The organism is Leptolyngbya sp. FACHB-60 (genome assembly GCF_014695775.1).
In the GTDB taxonomy this organism is placed as follows: domain Bacteria; phylum Cyanobacteriota; class Cyanobacteriia; order Phormidesmidales; family Phormidesmidaceae; genus Nodosilinea.
The window spans coordinates 1-20,980 of record NZ_JACJOX010000020.1 but is presented as its reverse complement, the minus strand read 5'-3'; the positions used below and the strand labels follow the sequence as shown (position 1 = coordinate 20,980).

The 20,980-nt window shown below is 57.1% G+C and carries 14 protein-coding genes, 1 tRNA gene and 1 pseudogene; 14 read left to right on the top strand and 2 right to left on the bottom strand.

What is annotated here, in order from left to right; genetic code table 11:
• Nucleotides 1-93: 93 nt before the first annotated feature.
• The 3 genes from H6F57_RS07020 to H6F57_RS07010 all read left to right on the top strand — a co-directional run bounded on the left by H6F57_RS07020 (nt 94) and on the right by H6F57_RS07010 (nt 3,801).
• Complete coding sequence (locus tag H6F57_RS07020) at nt 94-381, top strand: YkvA family protein (protein WP_190625570.1); 288 nt, start codon at nt 94-96, stop codon at nt 379-381.
• A 157-nt stretch (nt 382-538) separates the two neighbouring features.
• Nucleotides 539-2,407 (top strand): ATP-dependent zinc metalloprotease FtsH, encoded by a 1,869-nt coding sequence (ftsH, locus tag H6F57_RS07015; protein WP_190625569.1) that lies wholly within the window; start codon nt 539-541, stop codon nt 2,405-2,407.
• Between the two features lie 341 nt (nt 2,408-2,748).
• On the top strand, nt 2,749-3,801 hold the full coding sequence (locus H6F57_RS07010) for an aromatic ring-hydroxylating dioxygenase subunit alpha (RefSeq protein ID WP_313933563.1): 1,053 nt from the start codon (nt 2,749-2,751) through the stop codon (nt 3,799-3,801).
• A 150-nt stretch (nt 3,802-3,951) separates the two neighbouring features.
• On the opposite strand, the gene H6F57_RS27925 is transcribed toward H6F57_RS07010, so the two are convergent.
• On the bottom strand, nt 3,952-5,019 hold the full coding sequence (locus tag H6F57_RS27925) for a septal ring lytic transglycosylase RlpA family protein (protein ID WP_242024796.1): 1,068 nt from the start codon (nt 5,017-5,019) through the stop codon (nt 3,952-3,954).
• Between the two features lie 835 nt (nt 5,020-5,854).
• Between H6F57_RS27925 and H6F57_RS07000 the strand changes: the two genes are divergently transcribed.
• The gene (locus H6F57_RS07000) at nt 5,855-6,061 is read left to right on the top strand and encodes a hypothetical protein (RefSeq protein WP_190625568.1); all 207 of its coding nucleotides are present in this window, start codon (nt 5,855-5,857) and stop codon (nt 6,059-6,061) included.
• Nucleotides 6,062-6,220: 159 nt separating this feature from the next.
• Entirely contained in the window at nt 6,221-8,770 is a 2,550-nt protein-coding gene (locus H6F57_RS06995) for an EAL domain-containing protein (protein WP_190625567.1), read from the top strand.
• A gap of 177 nt (nt 8,771-8,947) precedes the next feature.
• Here the strand turns inward: H6F57_RS06995 and H6F57_RS06990 are convergent, their stop codons facing one another.
• On the bottom strand, nt 8,948-9,094 hold the full coding sequence (locus H6F57_RS06990; RefSeq protein WP_190625566.1) for a hypothetical protein: 147 nt from the start codon (nt 9,092-9,094) through the stop codon (nt 8,948-8,950).
• A gap of 14 nt (nt 9,095-9,108) precedes the next feature.
• On the opposite strand from H6F57_RS06990, the gene H6F57_RS06985 reads away from it, so the two are divergent.
• The 9 genes and pseudogenes from H6F57_RS06985 to H6F57_RS06945 form a co-directional block, all read left to right on the top strand.
• The gene (locus H6F57_RS06985) at nt 9,109-10,500 is read left to right on the top strand and encodes an NAD-dependent succinate-semialdehyde dehydrogenase (protein ID WP_190625565.1); all 1,392 of its coding nucleotides are present in this window, start codon (nt 9,109-9,111) and stop codon (nt 10,498-10,500) included.
• A gap of 91 nt (nt 10,501-10,591) precedes the next feature.
• Nucleotides 10,592-12,229 (top strand): acetolactate synthase large subunit, encoded by a 1,638-nt coding sequence (locus H6F57_RS06980; RefSeq protein ID WP_190625564.1) that lies wholly within the window; start codon nt 10,592-10,594, stop codon nt 12,227-12,229.
• 127 nt (nt 12,230-12,356) lie between these two features.
• Entirely contained in the window at nt 12,357-13,112 is a 756-nt protein-coding gene (locus H6F57_RS06975) for a hypothetical protein (RefSeq protein WP_190625563.1), read from the top strand.
• A gap of 119 nt (nt 13,113-13,231) precedes the next feature.
• Nucleotides 13,232-14,044 (top strand): carbon-nitrogen hydrolase family protein, encoded by an 813-nt coding sequence (locus H6F57_RS06970; RefSeq protein ID WP_190625562.1) that lies wholly within the window; start codon nt 13,232-13,234, stop codon nt 14,042-14,044.
• A gap of 102 nt (nt 14,045-14,146) precedes the next feature.
• Entirely contained in the window at nt 14,147-15,598 is a 1,452-nt protein-coding gene (locus H6F57_RS06965; RefSeq protein ID WP_242024795.1) for a cation:proton antiporter, read from the top strand.
• Nucleotides 15,599-15,659: 61 nt separating this feature from the next.
• Nucleotides 15,660-15,732, top strand: a tRNA-Thr gene (locus H6F57_RS06960).
• Nucleotides 15,733-15,907: 175 nt separating this feature from the next.
• On the top strand, nt 15,908-17,059 hold the full coding sequence (locus tag H6F57_RS06955; RefSeq protein WP_190625561.1) for a site-specific integrase: 1,152 nt from the start codon (nt 15,908-15,910) through the stop codon (nt 17,057-17,059).
• 451 nt (nt 17,060-17,510) lie between these two features.
• Nucleotides 17,511-20,793 (top strand): annotated as a pseudogene (gene drmD, locus H6F57_RS06950) (DISARM system SNF2-like helicase DrmD).
• Nucleotides 20,793-20,980 (top strand): IS630 transposase-related protein (locus H6F57_RS06945; RefSeq protein ID WP_190624969.1); only part of this gene is annotated, 188 nt, incomplete at its 3' end. The pseudogene drmD and the gene H6F57_RS06945, both read left to right, overlap by 1 nt.

The following is a 20,980-nucleotide window of genomic DNA, read 5'->3' as shown; positions in this document are numbered from 1 at the left end:
TCGGCCCTCGCCCTACCTAGCGGGCGGCTATCCGCCACGGAGCAAGCAGGGGGTTCCGTGGCACCATAAAGCCATCGCATTCAACCTTGCCCCATGAACTCTCCCGTTCAGTCGTTTTATGACTGGTATAAGCGCACCCTTGAGCACCCTAAATATCGCTGGATTTTAGCCGGTGCTACGCTGCTATACCTGCTTAGCCCCATCGACATTTCCCCCGACTTCATCCCCATCATCGGCTGGATTGATGACGCGGCGGTGGCGTCTATCTTTATCGCAGCGATGTCGCAGATCATGCTGTCGGGGCTGAGCAACAAGCGCTCTGGATTGCGGGCCGATGCCCCCGATGCAGGCGACACCACCGTGGACGTTGATTTTAATTAAGTGAAATTCTCGAACGGTGGGGTGCGATCCTCCCCGGGTGCCCCAGGTGACTAACTAGCACCAAAGCGAAAAACCGCTAACTCACCCGGCGGTTGATACCTCTCTGCGTTGGGCGATCGCCCCCACCAAACTCCAAAAACACACCTTCAAAAGCGTTATGCCTGTTAAAAAAGACCCTCAGCCGCCGCGATCGCGGCAAATTATCAATATCGTGCTCTGGGCCGCCACTGGACTCCTGCTGCTCAATATTGTGTTCTCTAGCGTGTTTGGCAGCCAAACCGCCCGCGAACCCTACAGCATGTTCATTCACCGCATTCAAGAGCAAGAAGTAGTGCGGGCCTCGGTGGGCCAAAACGAAATTCGCTACCAGATCAAAGACCCCACCACGGGCGAACCGGGAGATGTCTACACCACTACTCCCATCTTTGACCTGCAACTGCCTCAGCTGCTTGAAGACAACGGCGTTGAGTTTGCCGCCGTACCACCGCCTAAAGGCCAGTGGTTTGGCAGCTTGCTGAGCTGGGTGATTCCGCCGCTGATTTTCATTGGTGTGTGGCGGTTCTTTTTGGCTCGCGGTGGCGGTGGTCCCCAGGGGGCGCTTTCCATTGGCAAGAGCAAGGCTAAGGTCTATGTCGAAGGCGATGCCGGCAAAATTACCTTTGACGATGTCGCCGGGGTCGAAGAGGCTAAGACTGAGCTGGTAGAAGTGGTCGATTTCCTCAAAACTCCCAAGCGCTTCACTGACCTAGGGGCCAAAATTCCTAAAGGGGTGCTGCTGGTCGGCCCTCCCGGCACGGGCAAAACCCTAATGGCCAAGGCTGTGGCTGGTGAGGCAGGGGTTCCCTTCTTCAGCATCTCCGGTTCAGAATTTGTGGAACTGTTCGTTGGCGTCGGGTCATCTCGCGTGCGAGACTTGTTCGAGCAGGCCAAAAAGCAGTCTCCCTGCATCATTTTTATCGATGAGTTGGATGCGATCGGTAAATCGCGCTCCAGCAACGGTTTCTACGGCGGCAACGACGAGCGTGAGCAAACCCTCAACCAGCTGCTCACCGAGATGGATGGCTTTGACGCGGGGGCGACCACTGTAATTGTGCTGGCCGCCACCAACCGCCCCGAAACCCTCGACCCGGCCTTGTTGCGCCCCGGTCGCTTCGATCGCCAAGTTCTCGTTGATCGCCCCGATCTCAAAGGCCGCGAAGCGATTCTCAAAATCCACGCTAAGGATGTGAAGCTGGCCGACACCGTTGATCTGCGGCAGACGGCCACCCGTACCCCAGGCTTTGCCGGCGCCGACCTGGCCAACCTGGTCAATGAGGCTGCTCTGTTGGCCGCTCGCCGCAATAGCACCATCGTTGAGCAAGAAGACTTTAGCGAAGCGATCGAGCGCGTAGTGGCCGGTCTAGAGAAGAAGAGCCGCGTGCTCAACGACAAAGAGAAGAAAATTGTCGCCTATCACGAGGTCGGCCACGCTCTGGTCGGTGCCATGATGCCCGGCAGCGACGAGGTCGAAAAAATCTCCATCGTGCCGCGCGGTATGGCTGCCCTCGGCTATACCCTGCAACTGCCCACCGAAGACCGCTTTCTCAGAGATGAGGCTGAGCTAAAGGGGCAAATTGCCACTCTGCTCGGCGGGCGATCGGCTGAAGAAATCATCTTCGGCAGCATCACCACCGGGGCTTCTAATGACCTCCAGCGGGCTACTGACCTGGCTGAGCAAATGGTCACCACCTACGGCATGAGTCAGGTGCTCGGCCCCCTCGCCTACGATCGCGCCCAGCGCAACGCCTTCCTCGACGGTGGCATGCCCAACGCTCGCCGTCCGATCAGCGAAGAAACGGCTAAGGCGATCGATGAAGAGGTGAAGGCGATCGTTGAAGAAGGGCATCAGCGAGCGCTAGACATTCTCAAGCAAAATCGTGAATTGCTAGAAACCCTAGCCCAGCAGCTGCTGGAGGCTGAGGTGATCGAAGGCCCGCCCCTGCGCGAACAGCTCAAGCAAGTGCAAGAACCCCAAGCAGTGGGTTAATCGGTGGTCAAAAGCCAAGAGAATCCTACAGCACTGTAGGATTCTCTTGGCTTTTATCAGTAGTAGCTTAGGGCCAGAACCGCTGGCGACAATTATGGTTCTAAATCCTCAAATTGCTCAAAATCAGCGATCGCAGCTCTAATTTCTTCAATAGTCACATCGTCACGATAGTTTAGTCGCTTTAATTAACGGCATAAGGTTTCAGTGCTTGCTCTAGGGAAAGTATTCGCCGGTCAGAGGATGGACTGCGCCAGCAAAAACTGGTCTATGGCCACCCATACCCCCCTGCTAGGCCTCTGCTACAGTATTAATCGCCTAATCCTTAACCTCCCTGAGAACCTGTGGTTGCCGTTAACGACATCTACCTGCTGCGCAACATCTGGTACCACGCTATGCCCAGCCACGAGCTGAAGGCGGGCAAGATAGTGGCTAAAACCCTGCTCAACGAGCCGATTTTGTTTGGCCGCACGGAGCAAGGCAAAGCCTTTGCCATTCGCGACATTTGCCCGCACCGGGCGGTGCCCCTTAGCTGCGGCCGCTTTGACGGCACTGAAGTCGAGTGCTGTTACCACGGCTGGCGGTTTAACGAAAACGGCCAGTGCACCGAGATTCCCTCGCTGATGCCCGACCAGCAGATCGATCTAAGCCGCTTTGACGTCAACCGCTACGAGGTCAAAGAGGTGCAGGGCAACCTGTGGGTCTATGTGAGCGATCGCGCCAACCCCCAACCTCCCCGCTTCGACGTGCCGCGTGTACCGGGCTTTAGCGACGACGTGCGCCCCAAAGTCACCTACACTATGCGCTTTCCCTGCTACATCGACCACGCCGTGGTGGGGCTGATGGATCCAGCTCATTCCCCCTTTGTGCATCGTTCGTGGTGGTGGCGCGGAGCGACTCTAAACGACGAAATCAAATGGTTTGACCCCTCCACCTACGGTTTCACCATGCGCAAACACCGCATGGGCGACAACATGGGCTATGGCTACTGGCTGATCGGTGGTGTCCCCGACAACGAAATCATCTTTTATCTACCCGGTGTGCGCACCGAAGAAACCACCACTTCAAAACACCGGGTGGTGAATCTAACTACGGTCACACCGCTCACGGACGACCAAACCGACGTCACCTTTGAGCTCTACTGGGATTTACCCTGGGGTGCTCTGCTCAAGCCAATTTTGCCCTTCATGATTCGCTCATTTTTGGGCCAAGATCGCGACGTTGTGATCAAGCAGCAGGAAGGGCTCAAACACGAAACGGTGCTGCGGCTGATCAAAGACTCTGACACCCTAGCCCGGTGGTACTACCAGCTCAAAAAAGAGTACCAGCGCTCCCAGGTTGAATCCCGTGAGTTTGTTACCCCTGTCAAAACCCAGCTGCTCAAGTGGCGGGCCTGATGGGGCTTAGGGTTCGTGCCTTAGGCTAGGTCCTATTGGATTGATTTTTGAAGGCGATCCGATCGCCCTCCGGCCGCCCCGTGGCTGCACAAAAGCCTGGGTCGAGGATGTTGGCACTCGCCTTCGGCCCTAGACCGTGTCATCCTCTCCCTAGGGAAGCGCGGCTACTACATCAGAGCTCCAAGCTTGGGGAACTCCCGGCGCTAGAATCGTCGCCTGATAGGGAATTAACCCAACATGAGCGCCTCCTAGACACTGGGCAGCAGCGTAGGACAGATCGAGGGAGCGATCGCCGATATATGGGCCGCGATCGTTAATCCGTACGACCACGCTCTTGCCGTTGAGCTGGTTGCGCACCTTGAGGTAGGTACCAAAAGGCAGGGTCTTGTGGGCCGCCGTCAGGTCATTTTGGTTGAAGATTTCACCTGTGGCCGTCTGCCGTCCGTGGAAGTAAGGCCCGTACCAAGATGCTGTGCCGTTAAACGTCTTGCGGGTTTCACCCAGGCCGTGGGCCACCATCTGCACTTGACTGGGCTCTAGGGGGGAACCCCCAAAGGCTAGGCGCAGGTTGTTAACCCATGCGATCGCCTGAAGAGCAGTCTGGCTAGGGTGGGATGCCTCAGCTGAACTAGGCTGAGCGGCTCCTACCTTAGGCAACACAAACACAGTTTTGCCATCGACCTGCGCGGCGGCTAGAGCCTCGCTTAATTGAGGGGTCAGCCCGTTGGGGTTGGCCTCTAGCTCAGGCACCGCTTGGCGAATTTGGCGCGCCACCTGATCCGCCGCCGGACGAGATGGCACCTGGCCAATCACCACATTCTTAACTCGGATGGCAAACCCTTTAGCTGGGGCACTAGCGTTTGCCGTAGCTAGCTTGCCACAAGCCACAGGGGGAGAAGCAACTTGGGTTACCCCGCTGCCCATGTGGGCGTTCGTGCCCTGGCCGACTACAGCCACGGCGGCGGTAGCCCTCCAGAGTCGCCAGTCTACAGCCGCGGCCTGCGGCCAACTTAGCTGAGGAAACAACTGAAGGGGCTTGTGGATAGCAGCTTGCAGATGCAAGGGAGAATAGGGCGAGGCGCTTAGATCTACCGTGAGCGGACGCTGTGATTGAGCCGCTGCGCTGGAATTAACCGGCAGCGCTAAAAAGCCAAATGGGTTGAGCGGGTTGAAATAATGCGGTAGAAATGCAGCCCAGAAAATTCCAAATAGCGTCATTTATGCGTGTGCAGAAAGCGACGCCCCTAGCCCCCACTGATTTCACCTAACGATGAAGTCAGCCACAAGCTGGGCCACGGGCAAGATAGAAGCCGCCTCAGGTGTTGCGCTTGCTGAGCAACTAAGGCAAAAAACTGGGTTTTTAGGGCATATAAACGTCTATTCGCAAGATTGCGACTAGTTTTCTTAGAATATCACTTAAAATTTGTATCTGCAATCACACTCTAGTCGCGTTCTTTAGGTTAGGCAAAAATCTCACTACGGGTAGAGAACTATTTCTTCCTATAGATAGAAGTGCGAGCTTACGCTCAAGCTCTCAGTTAGCAGACACTTCTACGATCGCCGACAAGCCTTTGCAGAGTAGCTGAATGCAGTCGAAAAAATGCTTTCAAGACCACCTCAAAACGTTGCCAACAATCAGCTCAATAGCTTTCCGAAGTGGTTTACAAAAGTAGCAGCCCCGTCAAAATGACACCAACAGAGGGAGTCAGACGGGGCTGGAGACGCAGTTAGGAGGTATCTTGCGTTCAGCATATCCGTGGAATGGCTGAGTGTAGCCTTCCCTTAACAAGATTTTAAGGCTCCCCGGTAGAGCGATCGTCAGAAATTGCAGGCAACCTGCTCCCTGGCCTCAATTTAGATGCTGAGCTAACTCGGGTTGACCGAGCTTTACTGCTCTATAAAGCTTCAGTAAAAGCTCAGTTAATCAAGTATCGAATATAACTTCAGCCGTGAAGAATAACACTATGCCCCCGCAGCGTAAAACGCTCGTTTTGACGAGCCTGCGCTAGCGGCAGGGCAGGGGTTCTGTCACTACTCTAGTTGAGTTCTTGCTATGAAGGCAACACTGATTCGAGTCTTTATTTGGCCCAGTGGTGCCGCGCTACTAGTGGGATTCAGCATGTTAAGTTTGCTACTTCTCCACTGGCCCAGTTTCGAGACTGAACAGCAGGCCAGCGGCAACCGCGACGAGTTTCCGGGCCAGCGGCGAGGGGGCGGCACCCACTGGGTTAACGACCAACACAATGACACTATGGCTTAAGTCTGTGGCCTAGCAGGCTAACGATTCCGTGGGGTACCGGGGGCCAATCTGGCTCCTAGCGATTTCCGGATAGGGCTCTTATTCCCTGTATATCTCTGTATTCAGGGAATTGCGAGTCAATGCCTGCCATTGCCACTCCTACCATTGTCGGTTTAATCCATGGTGCATTTTCGGGTCTGGCCGTCTAGGCAGCAACTCCAACAGTGGGCCTCCCGTTTTTCTAAACCCATCAATTTTGGCAGTCGAGCCGTACTGGTTTCTGGCCTGCTCGCCCTGACGATGGTATCTGCGGGCAAGCGGCTACAGCTGTTTGAACCCCTCGAAACCTCTAGCTTTGACCTGCTGACCCAGTTGCTGATTCGGCAGACCTCAGACCCGCGGTTGCTGATTATAGAGGTGACCGAGGCCGATCTAGAAGTCTACGGTTGGCCCCTGTCTGACCAGATGGTGGCCGATATTATTGCCCAGGTGCAGCGCCACGATCCGGCGGTGGTGGGGCTCGATCTGTACCGCAACACCCCCCAGGACATGCCAGGTCAGGCGGCCCTGGCCCAAGCCTTTACCAATTCTTCAAAGGTAATCGGCATCTTTAACGTGGGCGAGCAGGGAAACGGCATTGAGGTGCCCGCTCCAGCCACTTGGCCCGCCGATCAGGTGGGGTTTAACGACTTGGCCATTGATCCTGACGGCGTGCTGCGCCGCAATCTGCTGTATGTAGCAACCCCTGACAATCCCGCTTACTCGTTTCCGCTGCGGGTGGTGCTGGCCTACCACGCCGATTTAGCGTTTCAAGTCGATCGAGACAACGATCTGCTGCGCATTGGTGAGGCGGAGTTTCCAGCTCTGTTGGCTAAGGATGGCGGCTACGCCAACATTGATGACCGGGGCTTTCAGGTGCTGCTGAAGTATCGCACCCCCTACGAGCCGGCCCCCACCCTCACCATTACCCAAGTCTTGGCCGGGGCGGTCCCTCCCGCCTGGGTGCGGGGCAAGATTGTGCTGATTGGCTCTACCGCCTCTAGTCTCAAAGATGAGTTTTTTACCCCTTTCAGCCACGAGCATGAGACCCAGTTTGTAATGGCGGGGGTTGAGGTGCATGCCCAGAGCATTAGCCAGATGCTCGACGCGATCGCAGGCAAACCCGCCCTCTATCGTTTTTTGCCTCAGTGGGGCGAATTTCTCTGGCTGGTGGGCTGGACTCTAGTGGCCGGAGTAATGGGCTGGCAGGTGCGCCGACCGGCCATGCTGTTGTTGCTCAGCGGAAGTATGGTTTTGGCCATTTGGGGTCTGGGCGGTCTGGCCCTGGCCAACATGTTGTGGATACCTACGGTAGAACCTGTTGCGGCCTCAGGGCTGGCCTTGGGGCTGGTGCTCACCCAAAAGGTGCTGTACCGCAGCAGCTACGACCAGCTCACCCTGCTGCCTGGGCGAGACATGTTTGTGCTGCAAGTGCAGCGGGCTCTCTGCCAAAAACCCGCCACGGCAGTGACGGTGGTGTTTTTAGACATCGATCGCTTTAAGCTGATCAACCAGTCCTTTGGGCACATTGCGGGCGATCGCGTCTTGCAAACCCTAGGTCAGCGGCTGCAACAGTTTTTGCCGGCCTCGGCTCAGCTGTCACGGGTGGGGGGCGACGAGTTTGCCTTCCTGCTGCCGGTGCACGACCAGCCCACCGTAGACGAGTGGTTAAATCGTTTGCAAACCGAGCTGTCAGAGCCATTTTCGATCGCGCGGCGGCGGCTCTCGGTGACCAGCTCGATGGGAGTCGCCATGGCCCACGGCGAACATCCTCCCAGTCCCCAAGACCTGTTGCGCGATGCCCACACCGCCATGTATCGGGCTAAGGCCTTGAATGAGTACCGCTACGAAGTGTTTGCCAGCACCATGCACGAAGAGGCGGTGCGCCGCCTAGAGCTCGAAAGCCACCTGCTCAGCGCCTTTGAGAATAACGAGTTTTTGCTCCACTACCAACCCATTGTGTGTCTCCAGAGCGGTCGCATTGTCGGCTTTGAGGCGCTGGTGCGGTGGTACCGCCCTGAGGAGGGCTTTGTGTCGCCGGGGCAGTTTATTCAAGTAACCGAAGAAACCGGGCTGATTGTGCACCTAGGCCAGTGGATCTTTCGGGCCGCTTGCGCCCAGCTCAAGGATTGGCAGCAGCAGTTTCCTGACTATCCCTTGACCATGAGCATCAACCTATCGCGGCGGCAGCTGCATCAGGTCAATCTGGTGGAACAGTTTGGAGCCTGTCTGCGCGAGCTAAATTTGGCTGGCAAGCAGGTGCAGCTCGAAATTACTGAAAGCATGATCATGCGGGACGTGGATGGGGCGACTGAGCTAATGCACCGGCTAAAGGAGCTGGGTCTGAATCTGGCGATCGACGACTTTGGCACCGGCTATTCGTCGCTCAGCTACCTGCACCGTTTCCCTACAGATACCCTCAAAATTGACCAGTCTTTTGTCGGTCGAATGGATCAAAGCGGTGACGATCGCGAGATCGTGCATACCATTATCACCCTAGGTCAAAAGCTCAACATGGATCTAGTGGCCGAAGGCATTGAAACCGACACCCAGCTTAACCGACTGCGGGCCATGGGCTGTCGGCGCGGTCAGGGCTACCTCTTTTCGCGGCCCCTGGGCCGCGAGGCGGCGACAGCACTGTTGACTAACCCCTGGCCCTGGCTCAGAGCTAGCACCCCAGATGAAGCCTAAAAGGCTTGAAAACAGGCGGTGTTTGGTCATCGTTACATAACACTATGTTTTGTGCAGAAGTAATAGGATGTTGGAGTAGGCTTTTGTGCTTCAGGGCACAGTTATAGAGAGTCTTAGTTTTATAAGTTGGCGGTCAAGCTACGCTTGTTTTGAGAGCTAACACACTCCATGAGCCGACTAGTCTGGGTTGTCGAGATTTTGACCCAGCTGGGTTACCTGCGATTTTGACCAATCGCTGCGCCAATCGCGGTAGTGACGCCGCGATTGGCGGTAGCCGTGGTGATAGCAACGACCGAGAGCACCACCGCCGACCTCAGTGACCAACAGGAGGTCAAACCATGCCCATTGCCAGTATTAACCCCGCCACCGGAGCGGTGCTCAAGCGTTTTGAACCCTTGAGCGAGGCCGACATCGAGCACAAGCTCGCCTTGGCCACCCAGACCTTTGTTACCTACCATCACACATCCTTTGAGCAGCGCGCCGGGTGGCTGCACCAGGCTGCCCAGGTGCTCGACGACAACAAGGCCGCCTACGCCCAAATCATGGCCCTGGAGATGGGCAAGCCGCTGGCGGGGGCGATCGCCGAAGTCGAAAAAAGCGCCCTGGTCTGCCGCTACTACGCCGACCACGGGGCCGAGTTTTTGGCCGATGAGCCCGTCACCACCGACGCCAGCCGCAGCTTTGTGCGCTACCAGCCCCTCGGCCCGGTGCTGGCGGTGATGCCGTGGAACTTTCCGTTTTGGCAGGTGTTTCGTTTTGCGGCCCCGGCCCTGATGGCGGGCAACGTGGGGCTACTCAAGCACGCCTCGAATGTGCCCCAGTGCGCCCTGGCGATCGAGGAAATTTTTCAGAAGGCAGGGCTGCCCGAGGGGGCGTTTCAAACGCTGCTGATCGGAGGCGATCGCATTGCCAAACTCGTCACCGACGATCGAATTAAAGCCGCCACCCTCACTGGCAGCGAACCCGCTGGGGCTAGCCTGGCCGCCGCCTGCGGTCAGCAGATCAAAAAAACCGTGCTAGAACTGGGCGGCAGCGACCCATTTATTGTCATGCCCAGTGCTGACTTGGAGGCGGCGATCGCCACCGCTGCCACCGCCCGCATGCTCAACACCGGCCAGTCCTGCATTGCTGCCAAGCGGTTTATTGTCCACGAGGCGATCGCCGAGCGCTTTGAGCAGGGCCTCACCGAAAAATTTGCCGCCCTGGTGGTGGGCAATCCTTTAAATGACGGCGTTACCGTTGGCCCCCTGGCCACCCCCGACATTGCCGCCGAGCTTGAGCAGCAGGTCAACACCTGCTTGGCCCAGGGAGGCACCGCGCTGATCGGCGGCGATGTCGCGGCGCTGAAATCTCAGCTGCCTGCCGATCTGCAAGACGGCAACTGGTTTCCCCCCACCATTCTTGCCGCTCTACCGCCTGGCACCCCCGCCGACCAGGAGGAGTTCTTTGGGCCAGTGGCCCTGGTGTTTCGGGTGGCCAACTTGGATGATGCGATCGCGCGGGCCAACGACATTCCCTTTGGCCTGGGGGCGAGCGCCTGGAGCCAGGATGCCGCCGAGCAAGAGCGGCTGATGGCTGAGCTAGAGGCTGGGGCAGTCTTTATTAATGGACTGGTTAAATCTGATCCGCGTCTGCCCTTTGGCGGCATTAAGCGATCGGGCTACGGGCGCGAGCTGGGTCGCCATGGCATTCACGAGTTCGTCAACATCAAAACTGTGTGGGTTAAGTAGCCCGCTGGTTACTCAATTTCTACCCGACATAACCATCCCATCGGTTGCCATTCACCCCTTTTCTCGACCATTTACACCCCCGAACCACGCTATGAACACCGCCGAATTGCTTGTCCAATGCCTTGAGAACGAAGGCGTCGAATACATTTTTGGTCTACCAGGGGAGGAAAACCTCCAGCTGCTCCAGGCCCTAAAGCGATCCTCAATTCAGTTCATCACCACCCGTCACGAGCAGGGGGCGGCCTTTATGGCCGATGTCTACGGACGGCTGACAGGCAAGGCGGGGGTGTGCCTTTCGACCCTAGGGCCGGGAGCGACAAACTTAATGACTGGGGTGGCCGACGCAACTCTAGATCGCGCCCCGCTGGTAGCCATTACGGGCCAGGTGGGCACCGATCGCATGCACATTGAGTCGCACCAGTACCTCGACCTAGTGGCTATGTTTGCCCCAGTCACCAAGTGGAATGCCCAGATTGTGCGGCCCAGCATTACCCCCGAAATTGTGCGCAAAGCCTTTAAGCTGGCCCAAGCCGAAAAACCGGGCGCTGTCCACATCGATCTGCCCGAAAACATTGCTGACATGGAGGTAGTCGGGGCCGCCCTGCGCAGAGATAGCCAGGAAAAAACCTACGCCTCATTGCAGAGCATTCAGCAGGCAGCGGTGGCGATTTCTCAAGCCACTAACCCAATGATTTTGGTGGGCAACGGAGCTATTCGCGCCAGCGCCAGCGAAGCCCTGACCGAGTTTGCCACCCAGCTCTACATTCCCGTCGCCAACACCTTCATGGGTAAGGGCGTGATTCCTTACACCCACCCGCTGGCACTGTGGTCGATCGGGTTGCAGCAGCGCGACTACATCACCTGCGCCATGGAACAGACCGACCTGATCATTGCCGTGGGCTACGACTTAATCGAGTATTCGCCCAAAAAGTGGAACCCCGACGGCACGCTGCCCATCCTGCACATCAACCTCACCCACGCCGAAGTTGACAGCAGCTACATTCCCAAAGTCGAAGTCATTGGCGACATCTCAGACTCGCTAGAAGAAATTCTCAAGCGGGTGAAGCGTCAGGGTCGCCCTGCACCCCATAACCTCAAAATTCGCGACGAAATTCGGGCCGACTACGAGCAGTACGCCGATGACTACGGCTTCCCGATCAAGCCTCAGAAGCTAATTTACGACCTGCGTCAGGTGCTCGGCGCCGAAGACATCGTCATCTCTGACGTAGGTGCCCACAAAATGTGGATGGCCCGCAACTACCACTGCCTCCGGCCCAACACCTGCCTGATCTCTAACGGCTTCGCGGCTATGGGCATTGCCCTGCCGGGGGCGCTGGCAGCCAAGCTGGTGCACCCCAACCGCAAGGTGGTGGCGGTGACTGGCGACGGCGGCTTCATGATGAACTGCCAGGAGCTAGAAACTGCTCTGCGGGTCGGTACGCCCTTTGTCACGATCATCTTTAACGACGGCGGTTACGGGCTGATCGAGTGGAAGCAGATGAACTACTACGGTGAATCGACCTACGTTCACTTCACCAACCCCGACTTTGTCAAGCTGGCAGAGGCTATGGGGCTGAAGGGCTACCGCATCGAATCGGCAGAGGACTTTATTCCGACGTTGAAGCAAGCATTGGAAGATGATGTGCCAGCGGTGATCGACTGCCCGGTGGACTACCGCGAAAACCTGCTGTTTAGCCAGAAGGCGGGTGATCTGCACTGTCTGATCTAACGGGTTATTTATGCAAAGGGTTCTGGGTTAGAGAGGCGACCTTAAACCCGAAACCCCGCTAAAACTTCCCGGTTAGCGACCCAGTAGCGCTGAAACATTAAGGGTCTACTCATGGGGCAAGGTTTTTATGGGGCTCAATCTGGCCAAGTCGCCTTGGGTACGGAGTATTGGTGGGGTGGGCGCGATCGCCGCCACCCTGATCAGTCTGTCCTACCTATCGATGGCTGGCGACCCTGCCCCCGCCCCTGAGCTGACCCTCAACAATTTCTCCGTTTCGCCCTGGCAGCAGGGCACTGACTTCGGTTGGCAGGCCGCAGTCGCGGCTCAGACCGCTCAGACCCCGGCTGACTGGCAGCGGGTAAGCGATCTCTGGGGGCAGGCGATCGCCACCCTAGAGAGCGTACCCGCCACCGATGCCACCGATGCCCAGGCCCAGGCTAAGGCAGAGCAGTACCGGGGCAATCGGGCGATCGCGGGCGATCGCCTAGCCAAAGCCAGCCCTTCCGCCAGCGTCCCCACTGCTGCCAGCAACCTACAAACAGCCTTGGCCGCCGCCGAACCTGCCTTTACCTTTTCTCCTGGCCCCAATGCTCGCACCGTGGGTCGCTCTGCCGATGGCCTAGCCACGGTGGAACTGGGCCGCGATCGCGCCACCCTAGTTTTGCCCCGCAGCCCGCAGGGCAAAACGCTGACCATGGCCCAGGTGGTTCACGCCAACCAGTTTTTAACCCTTGCGACCCCCGAAACCGCTACGCAGCCCTGGCTGATAGAGAGCCTACGCAACGTGCAGCGCAACCAGCCCCCCGCCATTCCTGCTGAGGTTCCCGTAATCCTCAGCGCTGGGGCAGATTCCCTGAGCATCACCGTAGTGACTGAACCGTAACTCTCAGTAATTCCTCGGCTGTTTTGGGGCAACTGGGCAAACCGTTCCCCCGAGCGAATAAAATTGGAGTTTATGGAACCCAGCGGTTCCAGGTGTCTCCAACTCCAGCCAGGTAATTTATGAGAGCGTATCGGGCCGCCGCCGTACAGATGACCAGTGTGCCAGACTTGGCCAAAAATTTGGCCCAGGCCGAAGAACTAATCGACCTGGCGGTGCGCCAGGGAGCCGAACTGGTCAGCCTTCCCGAAAATTTTTCGTTTTTGGGCAACGAAGAAGCCAAGATGGTTCAAGCCGACACCATCAGCCAGGCTAGCGAAGCGTTTCTTAGAACCATGGCCCAGCGCTACCAGGTAACGCTGATTGGCGGCGGCTATCCTGTGCCCGCAAAAGAGGGGAAAGTCTTTAACACCGCTCTGCTGGTCTCCCCCGAGGGGCAAGAGATGCTGCGCTACGAGAAAGTGCACCTGTTTGACGTCAACTTGCCCGACGGCAACACCTACCGCGAGTCCAACACCGTTATTTCTGGCCACCTGCTGCCCGATGTGTTTCCCTCTAAGCCTTTTGGTATTTTGGGCTTGTCGGTCTGCTACGACGTTCGCTTTCCAGAGCTGTACCGCCACCTGTCGCAACAGGGAGCCGAGGTGCTAGTAATCCCCGCCGCTTTTACCGAATTCACCGGCAAAGATCACTGGCAGATCCTGCTGCAAGCTCGCGCCATTGAGAATACTTGTTACGTGATTGCGCCCGCCCAAACCGGCTTCCACAACGCCCGCCGCCAGTCCCACGGGCACGCCATGATTATCGACCCTTGGGGCATGGTGCTGGCTGATGCCGGCGTCGATAAGGGGGTTGCGATCGCCGAAATTAACCCCGATCGCATCTCCCAAGTGCGTCGCCAAATGCCCTCATTAGCCCACCGGGTCTTTCCCTAAGACCTATTTCCTCCGGCAGAACAGTCGTTGGAACGATTCCTGTGAACTCTTCAGCTGAAGTAATTTCATGTACATTGGACGGGACGAGTTGTAGCGGTCTGCATGGCAAATTGGATGAGTGGCCTCATCGGCAGCGGCCTGATTAGCAATCTTCCCACCGATTTTTTATCGACAAAATCTGCGTTCAGCCCCTGGCTGGCCGAGGTCTCAGAGGCTGAGGTAGAGCCCTTAGTGCTAGCCAGTGTATTGCTAAGCCTAGTTGTGGTCTACCTCGCTGCCAAGATTGGCGGTGAGCTGTGCGCTCGCGTTAACCTACCCGCCGTTCTAGGAGAGCTAATTGGGGGCGTCGTCGTTGGCGTCTCGGCCATGCACCTGATTGTCTTTCCCGAAGGCGGCGGTGAAGTGCAGTCACTGCTGATGAACCTAGTCGGCATGACCACAGGCCAAGCCCCAAGCGATCTGCTGCGAGTTTTCCAGGGCGAAAGCGAGGTCATCTCGGTCCTGGCTGAGCTGGGGGTAATCGTGCTCCTGTTCGAAATTGGCCTAGAGTCAGACCTGAAAGAACTCATCCGCGTTGGTCCACAGGCGGCGGTAGTAGCCGTTGTTGGGGTAGTGGTCCCCTTCGCTGCTGGTACCGCTGGGCTCATTGCAATTTTTGGTATCGACACCATCCCAGCCGTATTTGCTGGAGCAGCACTCACCGCCACCAGCATTGGCATTACCGCCAAGGTGCTGGCCGAAATGCAGCAGCTCAGTTCGAAAGAAGGCCAAATTATCATCGGCGCGGCAGTACTCGACGACGTACTCGGCATTATTGTTCTGGCTGTGGTCGCTAGTCTGGCTAAAACCGGTGAGATTGAGATTCTAAATGTGGCTTTCCTGATTGCTGGAGCCGCCACGTTTTTGGTGGGGTCTATCTTCCTGGGCCGCCTGCTCAGCCCCTACTTCGTCATGGTGGTAAATCAAATGCGCACCCGAGGGCAGGTGATCATCAGCTCGCTGATCTTTGCCTTTGTGCTCGCCTATATTGCCGCCGCCATTCAGCTAGAGGCCATCTTGGGAGCCTTTGCCGCTGGCTTAATCTTGGCTGAAACATCAAAGCACAAGGAAATTGAGGAGCAAATCAGCCCCATTGCTGACATGCTGGTGCCGATTTTCTTTATCGTTGTAGGCGCGCGCACCGATATCAGCGTGCTCAACCCTCTCAACCCTGAAAACAGAGCTGGGTTAGTGATTGCCTCTTTTCTGGTGGTGGTCGCCATTCTCGGTAAGGTCATTACTGGCTTTGCTATCTTCGGACAGCCCGGCATTAACCGCCTAGCCGTCGGGGTCGGGATGATTCCTCGGGGTGAGGTGGGGCTTGTGTTTGCTGGCGTGGGGGCAGCCAGCGGCGTGCTCACCGAGTCGCTCGATGCTGCCATTATCGTCATGGTTATTTTCACCACGTTCGTAGCTCCGCCTCTGCTGCGGATTGTCTTCAAAGACGACGAAGACCCCATCTCTCCCGCTGCGCCCGCCCCCGAGTTGGAAACCGCTGACGAGGTAGGATCTTAGCCCCAGATGCCGTTTGAGGTATAAAGCTACCCGGTAACGTTGCTATACTGGGTATGCTTTTGCTGGTGTAGCTCAGTTGGTAGAGCAGCTGATTTGTAATCAGCCGGTCGCAAGTTCGAATCTTGTCACCAGCTTATCCCCAAAACCCCTGAAATCAAAAGGTTTCAGGGGTTTTTTGTTGTCAGCAAGCCTGTAGAGTCCAAGTACCTATGTTCTAGACCCATCACTTTTTTGGGTATTTTCCAGGCTTTTTGGGTGTAAATTGGGTGTAAGCCGGGTGTAATTCAAACGTACTGCCGAGGTAGCCCTATGTACTCTAAAACCCCCACTGGCAAAGCTTCAAAAGGAACTGTTACGGTAATCGCCTCTAATGGCCGGTTGCAGCTCCGATTTCGACATGCTGGCGAACGGCATTATATTTCCATAGGGTTGCCCGACAGCCCAGAAGGGCGAAAGCTAGCTGAGATGAAGGCTAGAGAGATTGAGCTGGACATTCTTTCCGGCAACTTTGACCAAACCCTGGCAAAGTACAAGCCTCAATCAGCAATGAGTGTTGCATCGCTGGACATTACACCCAAAACTACACCCAAGCTGAATGAGCTGTGGCAGCAGTACGTAGATGCCAGAAAGACTGGCAAGTCTCCTGCCACAATTCGGATGTACGGGTGGATGGCTAACCATTTGGAAAGATGTCCTCACAAGCACCTGGCTGACTCTCAAGCCGTGTTTGATTGGTTTACTACTCATATACCCGCTGACTCTGCCAAGCGGGTCTTAATGCACCTGGGAGCCTGCTGCCGGTGGGCTAAGCGGTCAGACATCATCGGCTCGAACCCGTTTGATGGCATGTCTGCCGATGTCAAAGTTAAAAAAACCGGGACAGAGGAGGAAGAGATCAATCCCTTCACCCGCGATGAGCGGAATCAAATTATCGCCGCCTTCAAAGCAAATCAGTATTACGGCTACTATGCCCCTCTCGTGGAATTCTTGTTTTTTACTGGGTGTCGCCCATCAGAAGCGATCGCACTTCAGTGGAAACATATTGGATCCAAAGTCATCACTTTTAGGCAGGCAGTGATTTATAACGGTAGAAGGCTGGTATTGAAGGAAGGTCTCAAGACTCAGAAGTTGAGGAAGTTCCCGGTCAATGCCCAGTTGACCGAACTGCTGGAGTCGATCAAGCCCGCTTCAGCTGATCCTGAAGCGTTGGTATTTCCCAGTCGGGAGTTCAAATTCATCGATTGGCACAACTTCGCGAACAGGGCCTGGGCCAAGGTGATGGCTTCTTTGCTAGATATTGAGTACCGCAATCCCTATCAGACTCGGCATACGTTTTGTAGCCTTTGTCGAGAGGCAGATATATCTAGCATTCAAATTGCTAAATGGGTAGGCAACTCTGCGCAGATGATCGATCGGGTCTATGCTAAACCGACAGATCACATTCAGGTGCCAGAGTTGTGAGACTTAAATCAAAACTTAAAAACGCACACGCCCCAGGTTCAGATCTGTGGGCGTTTTTATTTTGAAAATCCTCTCGTTCGGCCACAAATTGTCGGCCTTCGGGCTCTCCCCACCCCCATAAAAACGATAGGATTAATTCTCCTATAATCCTAAGCCACTGTTTAAGGAGGTGACTGAAACCCTTGCAGGGAGATGATCATAAAGACGTTGGGTATTATTAGGTATGTGATTTCTAGTGGATTTAAGGTACGGATCTAACGCCTAGGTGACCGTAGTTTGAAACGGAGTGTACGGGTGTCCAGCGAAATGTTCTGTTTAATCACGCTTTGAGGGCGATCGCAGAGTTGATGCCCCCAGGTTGGGAGTAATGCAGTGGGCACTTCAACAAAGAGGCCATCGGTAAGTAACGACATTTAGACGCATTTTCTAGCAGTGAGTTGGGGATTAACCATTGGCAGGCACCGAGAACAGCACCACACTTAGCCCCGGTCAGATCGTCCATGTCAGGTCGCGCCAGTTTCTGGTCGAAGACGTTACCCCCGCGCCGCTGGCCACAGGCGACACCCTAGTGCGCCTGGCTTGCCTGGAGGACGATGCCCAGGGCGAAGCGCTGGAGGTGTTTTGGGAACGGGAGATCGACGCTCAGATGATCGAAACTTCTTCCTGGGAGGCGGTGGCCCATAAAGGCTTTGATGACCCGCGCTATTTCTCGGCCTACCTCCACGCGCTGCGGTGGAACTGCGTCACGTCTACGGAGCCGAAGCTATTTCAGGCCCCCTACCGGGCGGGGATTGAGGTCAAGGCCTACCAGCTAGAGCCGCTGCGCAAAGCCCTGCGGATGCCCCGAGTGAACCTGTTCATCGCCGACGATGTAGGCCTGGGCAAAACCATCGAGGCGGGGCTGATCCTGCGCGAGATGTTGATGCGGCAGAGGATTAAGCGGGTGGTGATCTCTTGCCCACCGTCGGTGGTGCGCCAGTGGCAGGAGGAAATGGAGAGCCGGTTTGGCCTGACGTTCATCGTGTTCGATCGCGAGTTTGTGGCCTCCAAACGGCGCGAGCGGGGCTACGGCATCAACCCTTGGAAGGCTCACACCCGCTTCATCATTTCCCATGCCTTGCTGCGGGATGAAACCTATGCCGCTCCCTTGCGGGACTGGCTGGGCGAGTTCTCGGCGGGGTCAATGCTGATTTTAGATGAGGCCCACAATGCGGCTCCGGCCAGTGCCTCGCGCTATGCCGTGGATTCGCAACTCACCCGCACCGTGCGCGACCTGGCTCCCCGGTTCGAGCACCGGCTATTTTTGTCGGCCACCCCCCACAATGGCCACTCCAATAGCTTTGCTGCCCTGCTGGAAATTCTCGACCCCCAGAGGTTTTGTCGGGGGGTGCCGGTGCGCAGCAAAAAGCTGCTGGATGCGGTGATGGTGCGGCGGCTCAAGCAAGACCTGCGGGAAATCAACGAGCCCGACTTCCCCAAGCGGGAGATTGTGCCGGTGGTAATTAAAGACCTGCCGGAGGATGCCCCCGAGCTAAAGCTGGCGCGGTTGTTGCAGGCCTACCGCAAGCTGCGGGAGCAGTGCTTGAAGGATGCCCCCCGCTCGACCCAGACCGCCGCCCTGCTGGTGCTCACCAACCTACAAAAGCGGCTGCTGTCGTCGATTGAAGCCTTTGCCCGCACCCTCAGCGTCCACCGTCGGGCGATTGAGCGGCAGGCCCAGGCTCAGCAGAATTCGACCCAGGGCAGCCTGTCCCTACTGATGGAGAGTCCTGGGTCTGACGATGACCGGGCTGACCTGCAAGAAGACGAGGTGCTGGCGGAGGAAGACCGTCAAATGGAGAAGGCCACCTACGCCGCTGGGGAAGCGATTTCCCAGGAGGAGCTGGCCCTGATGGAGGAGATGACCCAGCTGGCGGAGCAGGCCCGACGACAGCCCGACAGTCGAATTGTGGAGTTGGAGCAATGGCTGCGCCAAAACCTCTGCCCCGACCTGGGGCAGCCCAAGGCCAAGTGGCTAAATCGGCGGGTGCTGATCTTCACGGAATACACCGACACCAAGCGCTACCTGGAGCAGCAGCTCAAGGCGATCATGGCAGGCAGCGATCGCGAAGACGATCGTATTGGCACCTTCCACGGCGGCATGAGCGACGATCGCCGCGAAGAAATCAAAGCTGCCTTCAATGCCGACCCAGCCCACAACCCCCTGCGAATTCTGATCGCCACCGATGCGGCGCGGGAGGGGGTGAACCTACAAAATTACTGCGCCGACCTGTTCCACTTCGATGTGCCCTGGAACCCCAGCCGCATGGAGCAGCGCAACGGGCGGATTGACCGGAAATTGCAGCGATCGCCCATTGTTCGCTGCCACTACTTTGTCTTGCTCCAGCGACCCGAAGACCGAGTGATTGATGTGCTGGTGAAAAAGACTCAGCGCATTCAAGAGGAACTGGGTAGCCTGTCGCCGGTGGTGGAAAAGAATGTGACCAAGCTGCTGGAGCAGGGCATTCGGGCTGAGCAGACCGAGGCGTTGAGCGGAGCCATTGACAATGCTGACCAGGCCGATGCCGAGTCTACCGGGCGAGGCACCGCGATCAAAGAAGAGCTGGAGGCGATTCGCCTGCGGCAAGACAAACTGCGGCAACAGCAGGTGGAACTAGAGGGCATGTTGCGCGACTCGAAGGAGTGGCTGGGGCTGAGCGATCGCCACTTTCGCGATGCCCTGTCGGTCTCGCTAGAGCTGATGGGGTCTGCGGCACTAACGCCCCTTTCGGCGGCAGACGCGGTAGACAACGAAGAGCGCAGCCGCTGGACGGTGCCTGCCCTCGATCAGCAGGCCGGGGCTGACCCGACCTGGGCCACTACCCTTGACACCTTGCGGGCACCTCGGCCACGGGGCCAAAAGCTGTGGGACTGGCGCAAGGAAGCCCCCATTCGTCCTGTTGTTTTTCGCGATCCGGGGTCGCTGGATGGGGAGGTGGTGCACCTGCACCTGGAGCACCGTATGGTGCAGCGGCTGCTGGGGCGATTTCTCTCCCAGGGGTTTCTCTACGATGAGCTGACTCGGGCCGTGTGTGCCGCACGGATGACCCCATCCCCAGGGTGATTATTTTGGGGAGGCTGTCGCTCTATGGGGAGCGGGCGGCTCGGCTGCACGATGAGGTGGTGACGGTGGCGGCGGAGTGGCTTGACCCGGAGGCCAGGGGCCGGGGTAAGCTGCGGCCCCTAACGGAGGGAGAGAAGAAGGATGTGATGCAAATTTTGGAGGCCTCGCTGGCGAATCGGCGGCTTCAGGAGGTGCCGATTCGCTGATGGAACGGCTGAAGGGGTTTGTGGGCCGGGATGTGGAGGATTTGCTGCCGAACCTAGAGCGGCGGGCGACGGAGCTAACGGAACGGGCGAAGCGGAAGCTGGCCCAGCGGGGGGAACGGGAAGCGGCGGAGATGAAAACACTGCTGGAGGAACAGCGAGACCGGATTCTGAAGCAGGAGCAGCAGTATGAGACGTTGCAGCTGGGGCTGTTTAACCGGGATGAGATGCGGCAGATTGAGGCGGATCGTCGGCACTGGCGCACCAGGGTAGAGCAACTGGCGGAGGAGATGGTGACGGAGCCGGAGCGGATTCAGCAGACCTATCAGGTGAAAGCTGAGCGGATTGAGCCGGTGGGGATTGTGTATAGCGATCCGTATAAGGGTTCGGTCAGGCAAAATGACAGGATATCGAGAGGAGTATTGTGATGCCAGCTCCCTACAGCCTTGACCTGCGCCAGAAAGTGATTGCCTCGATTGAGTCAGGCCAATCCAAAGTTGCCGTCAGTCAACTGCTGGGCATTGCCCGTAGCACCCTTACGGAATGGCACAACCAGTATCGCGGCAATGGGGAGGTTGCCCCGAAGCAAGGTTACCAGCAGGGCCATAGCCACAA

Bases quoted from the DNA above. Each gene is read 5' to 3' on its own strand.
- ftsH (WP_190625569.1), top strand. From the start codon at position 539: ATGCCTGTTAAAAAAGACCCTCAGCCGCCGCGATCGCGGCAAATTATC.
- H6F57_RS06995 (WP_190625567.1), top strand. From the start codon at position 6,221: ATGGTGCATTTTCGGGTCTGGCCGTCTAGGCAGCAACTCCAACAGTGG.
- H6F57_RS07000 (WP_190625568.1), top strand. From the start codon at position 5,855: ATGAAGGCAACACTGATTCGAGTCTTTATTTGGCCCAGTGGTGCCGCG.
- H6F57_RS27925 (WP_242024796.1), bottom strand. From the start codon at position 5,019: ATGACGCTATTTGGAATTTTCTGGGCTGCATTTCTACCGCATTATTTC.
- H6F57_RS06955 (WP_190625561.1), top strand. From the start codon at position 15,908: ATGTACTCTAAAACCCCCACTGGCAAAGCTTCAAAAGGAACTGTTACG.
- H6F57_RS06975 (WP_190625563.1), top strand. From the start codon at position 12,357: ATGGGGCTCAATCTGGCCAAGTCGCCTTGGGTACGGAGTATTGGTGGG.
- H6F57_RS06965 (WP_242024795.1), top strand. From the start codon at position 14,147: ATGGCAAATTGGATGAGTGGCCTCATCGGCAGCGGCCTGATTAGCAAT.
- H6F57_RS06985 (WP_190625565.1), top strand. From the start codon at position 9,109: ATGCCCATTGCCAGTATTAACCCCGCCACCGGAGCGGTGCTCAAGCGT.
- H6F57_RS07020 (WP_190625570.1), top strand. From the start codon at position 94: ATGAACTCTCCCGTTCAGTCGTTTTATGACTGGTATAAGCGCACCCTT.
- H6F57_RS06980 (WP_190625564.1), top strand. From the start codon at position 10,592: ATGAACACCGCCGAATTGCTTGTCCAATGCCTTGAGAACGAAGGCGTC.
- H6F57_RS06970 (WP_190625562.1), top strand. From the start codon at position 13,232: ATGAGAGCGTATCGGGCCGCCGCCGTACAGATGACCAGTGTGCCAGAC.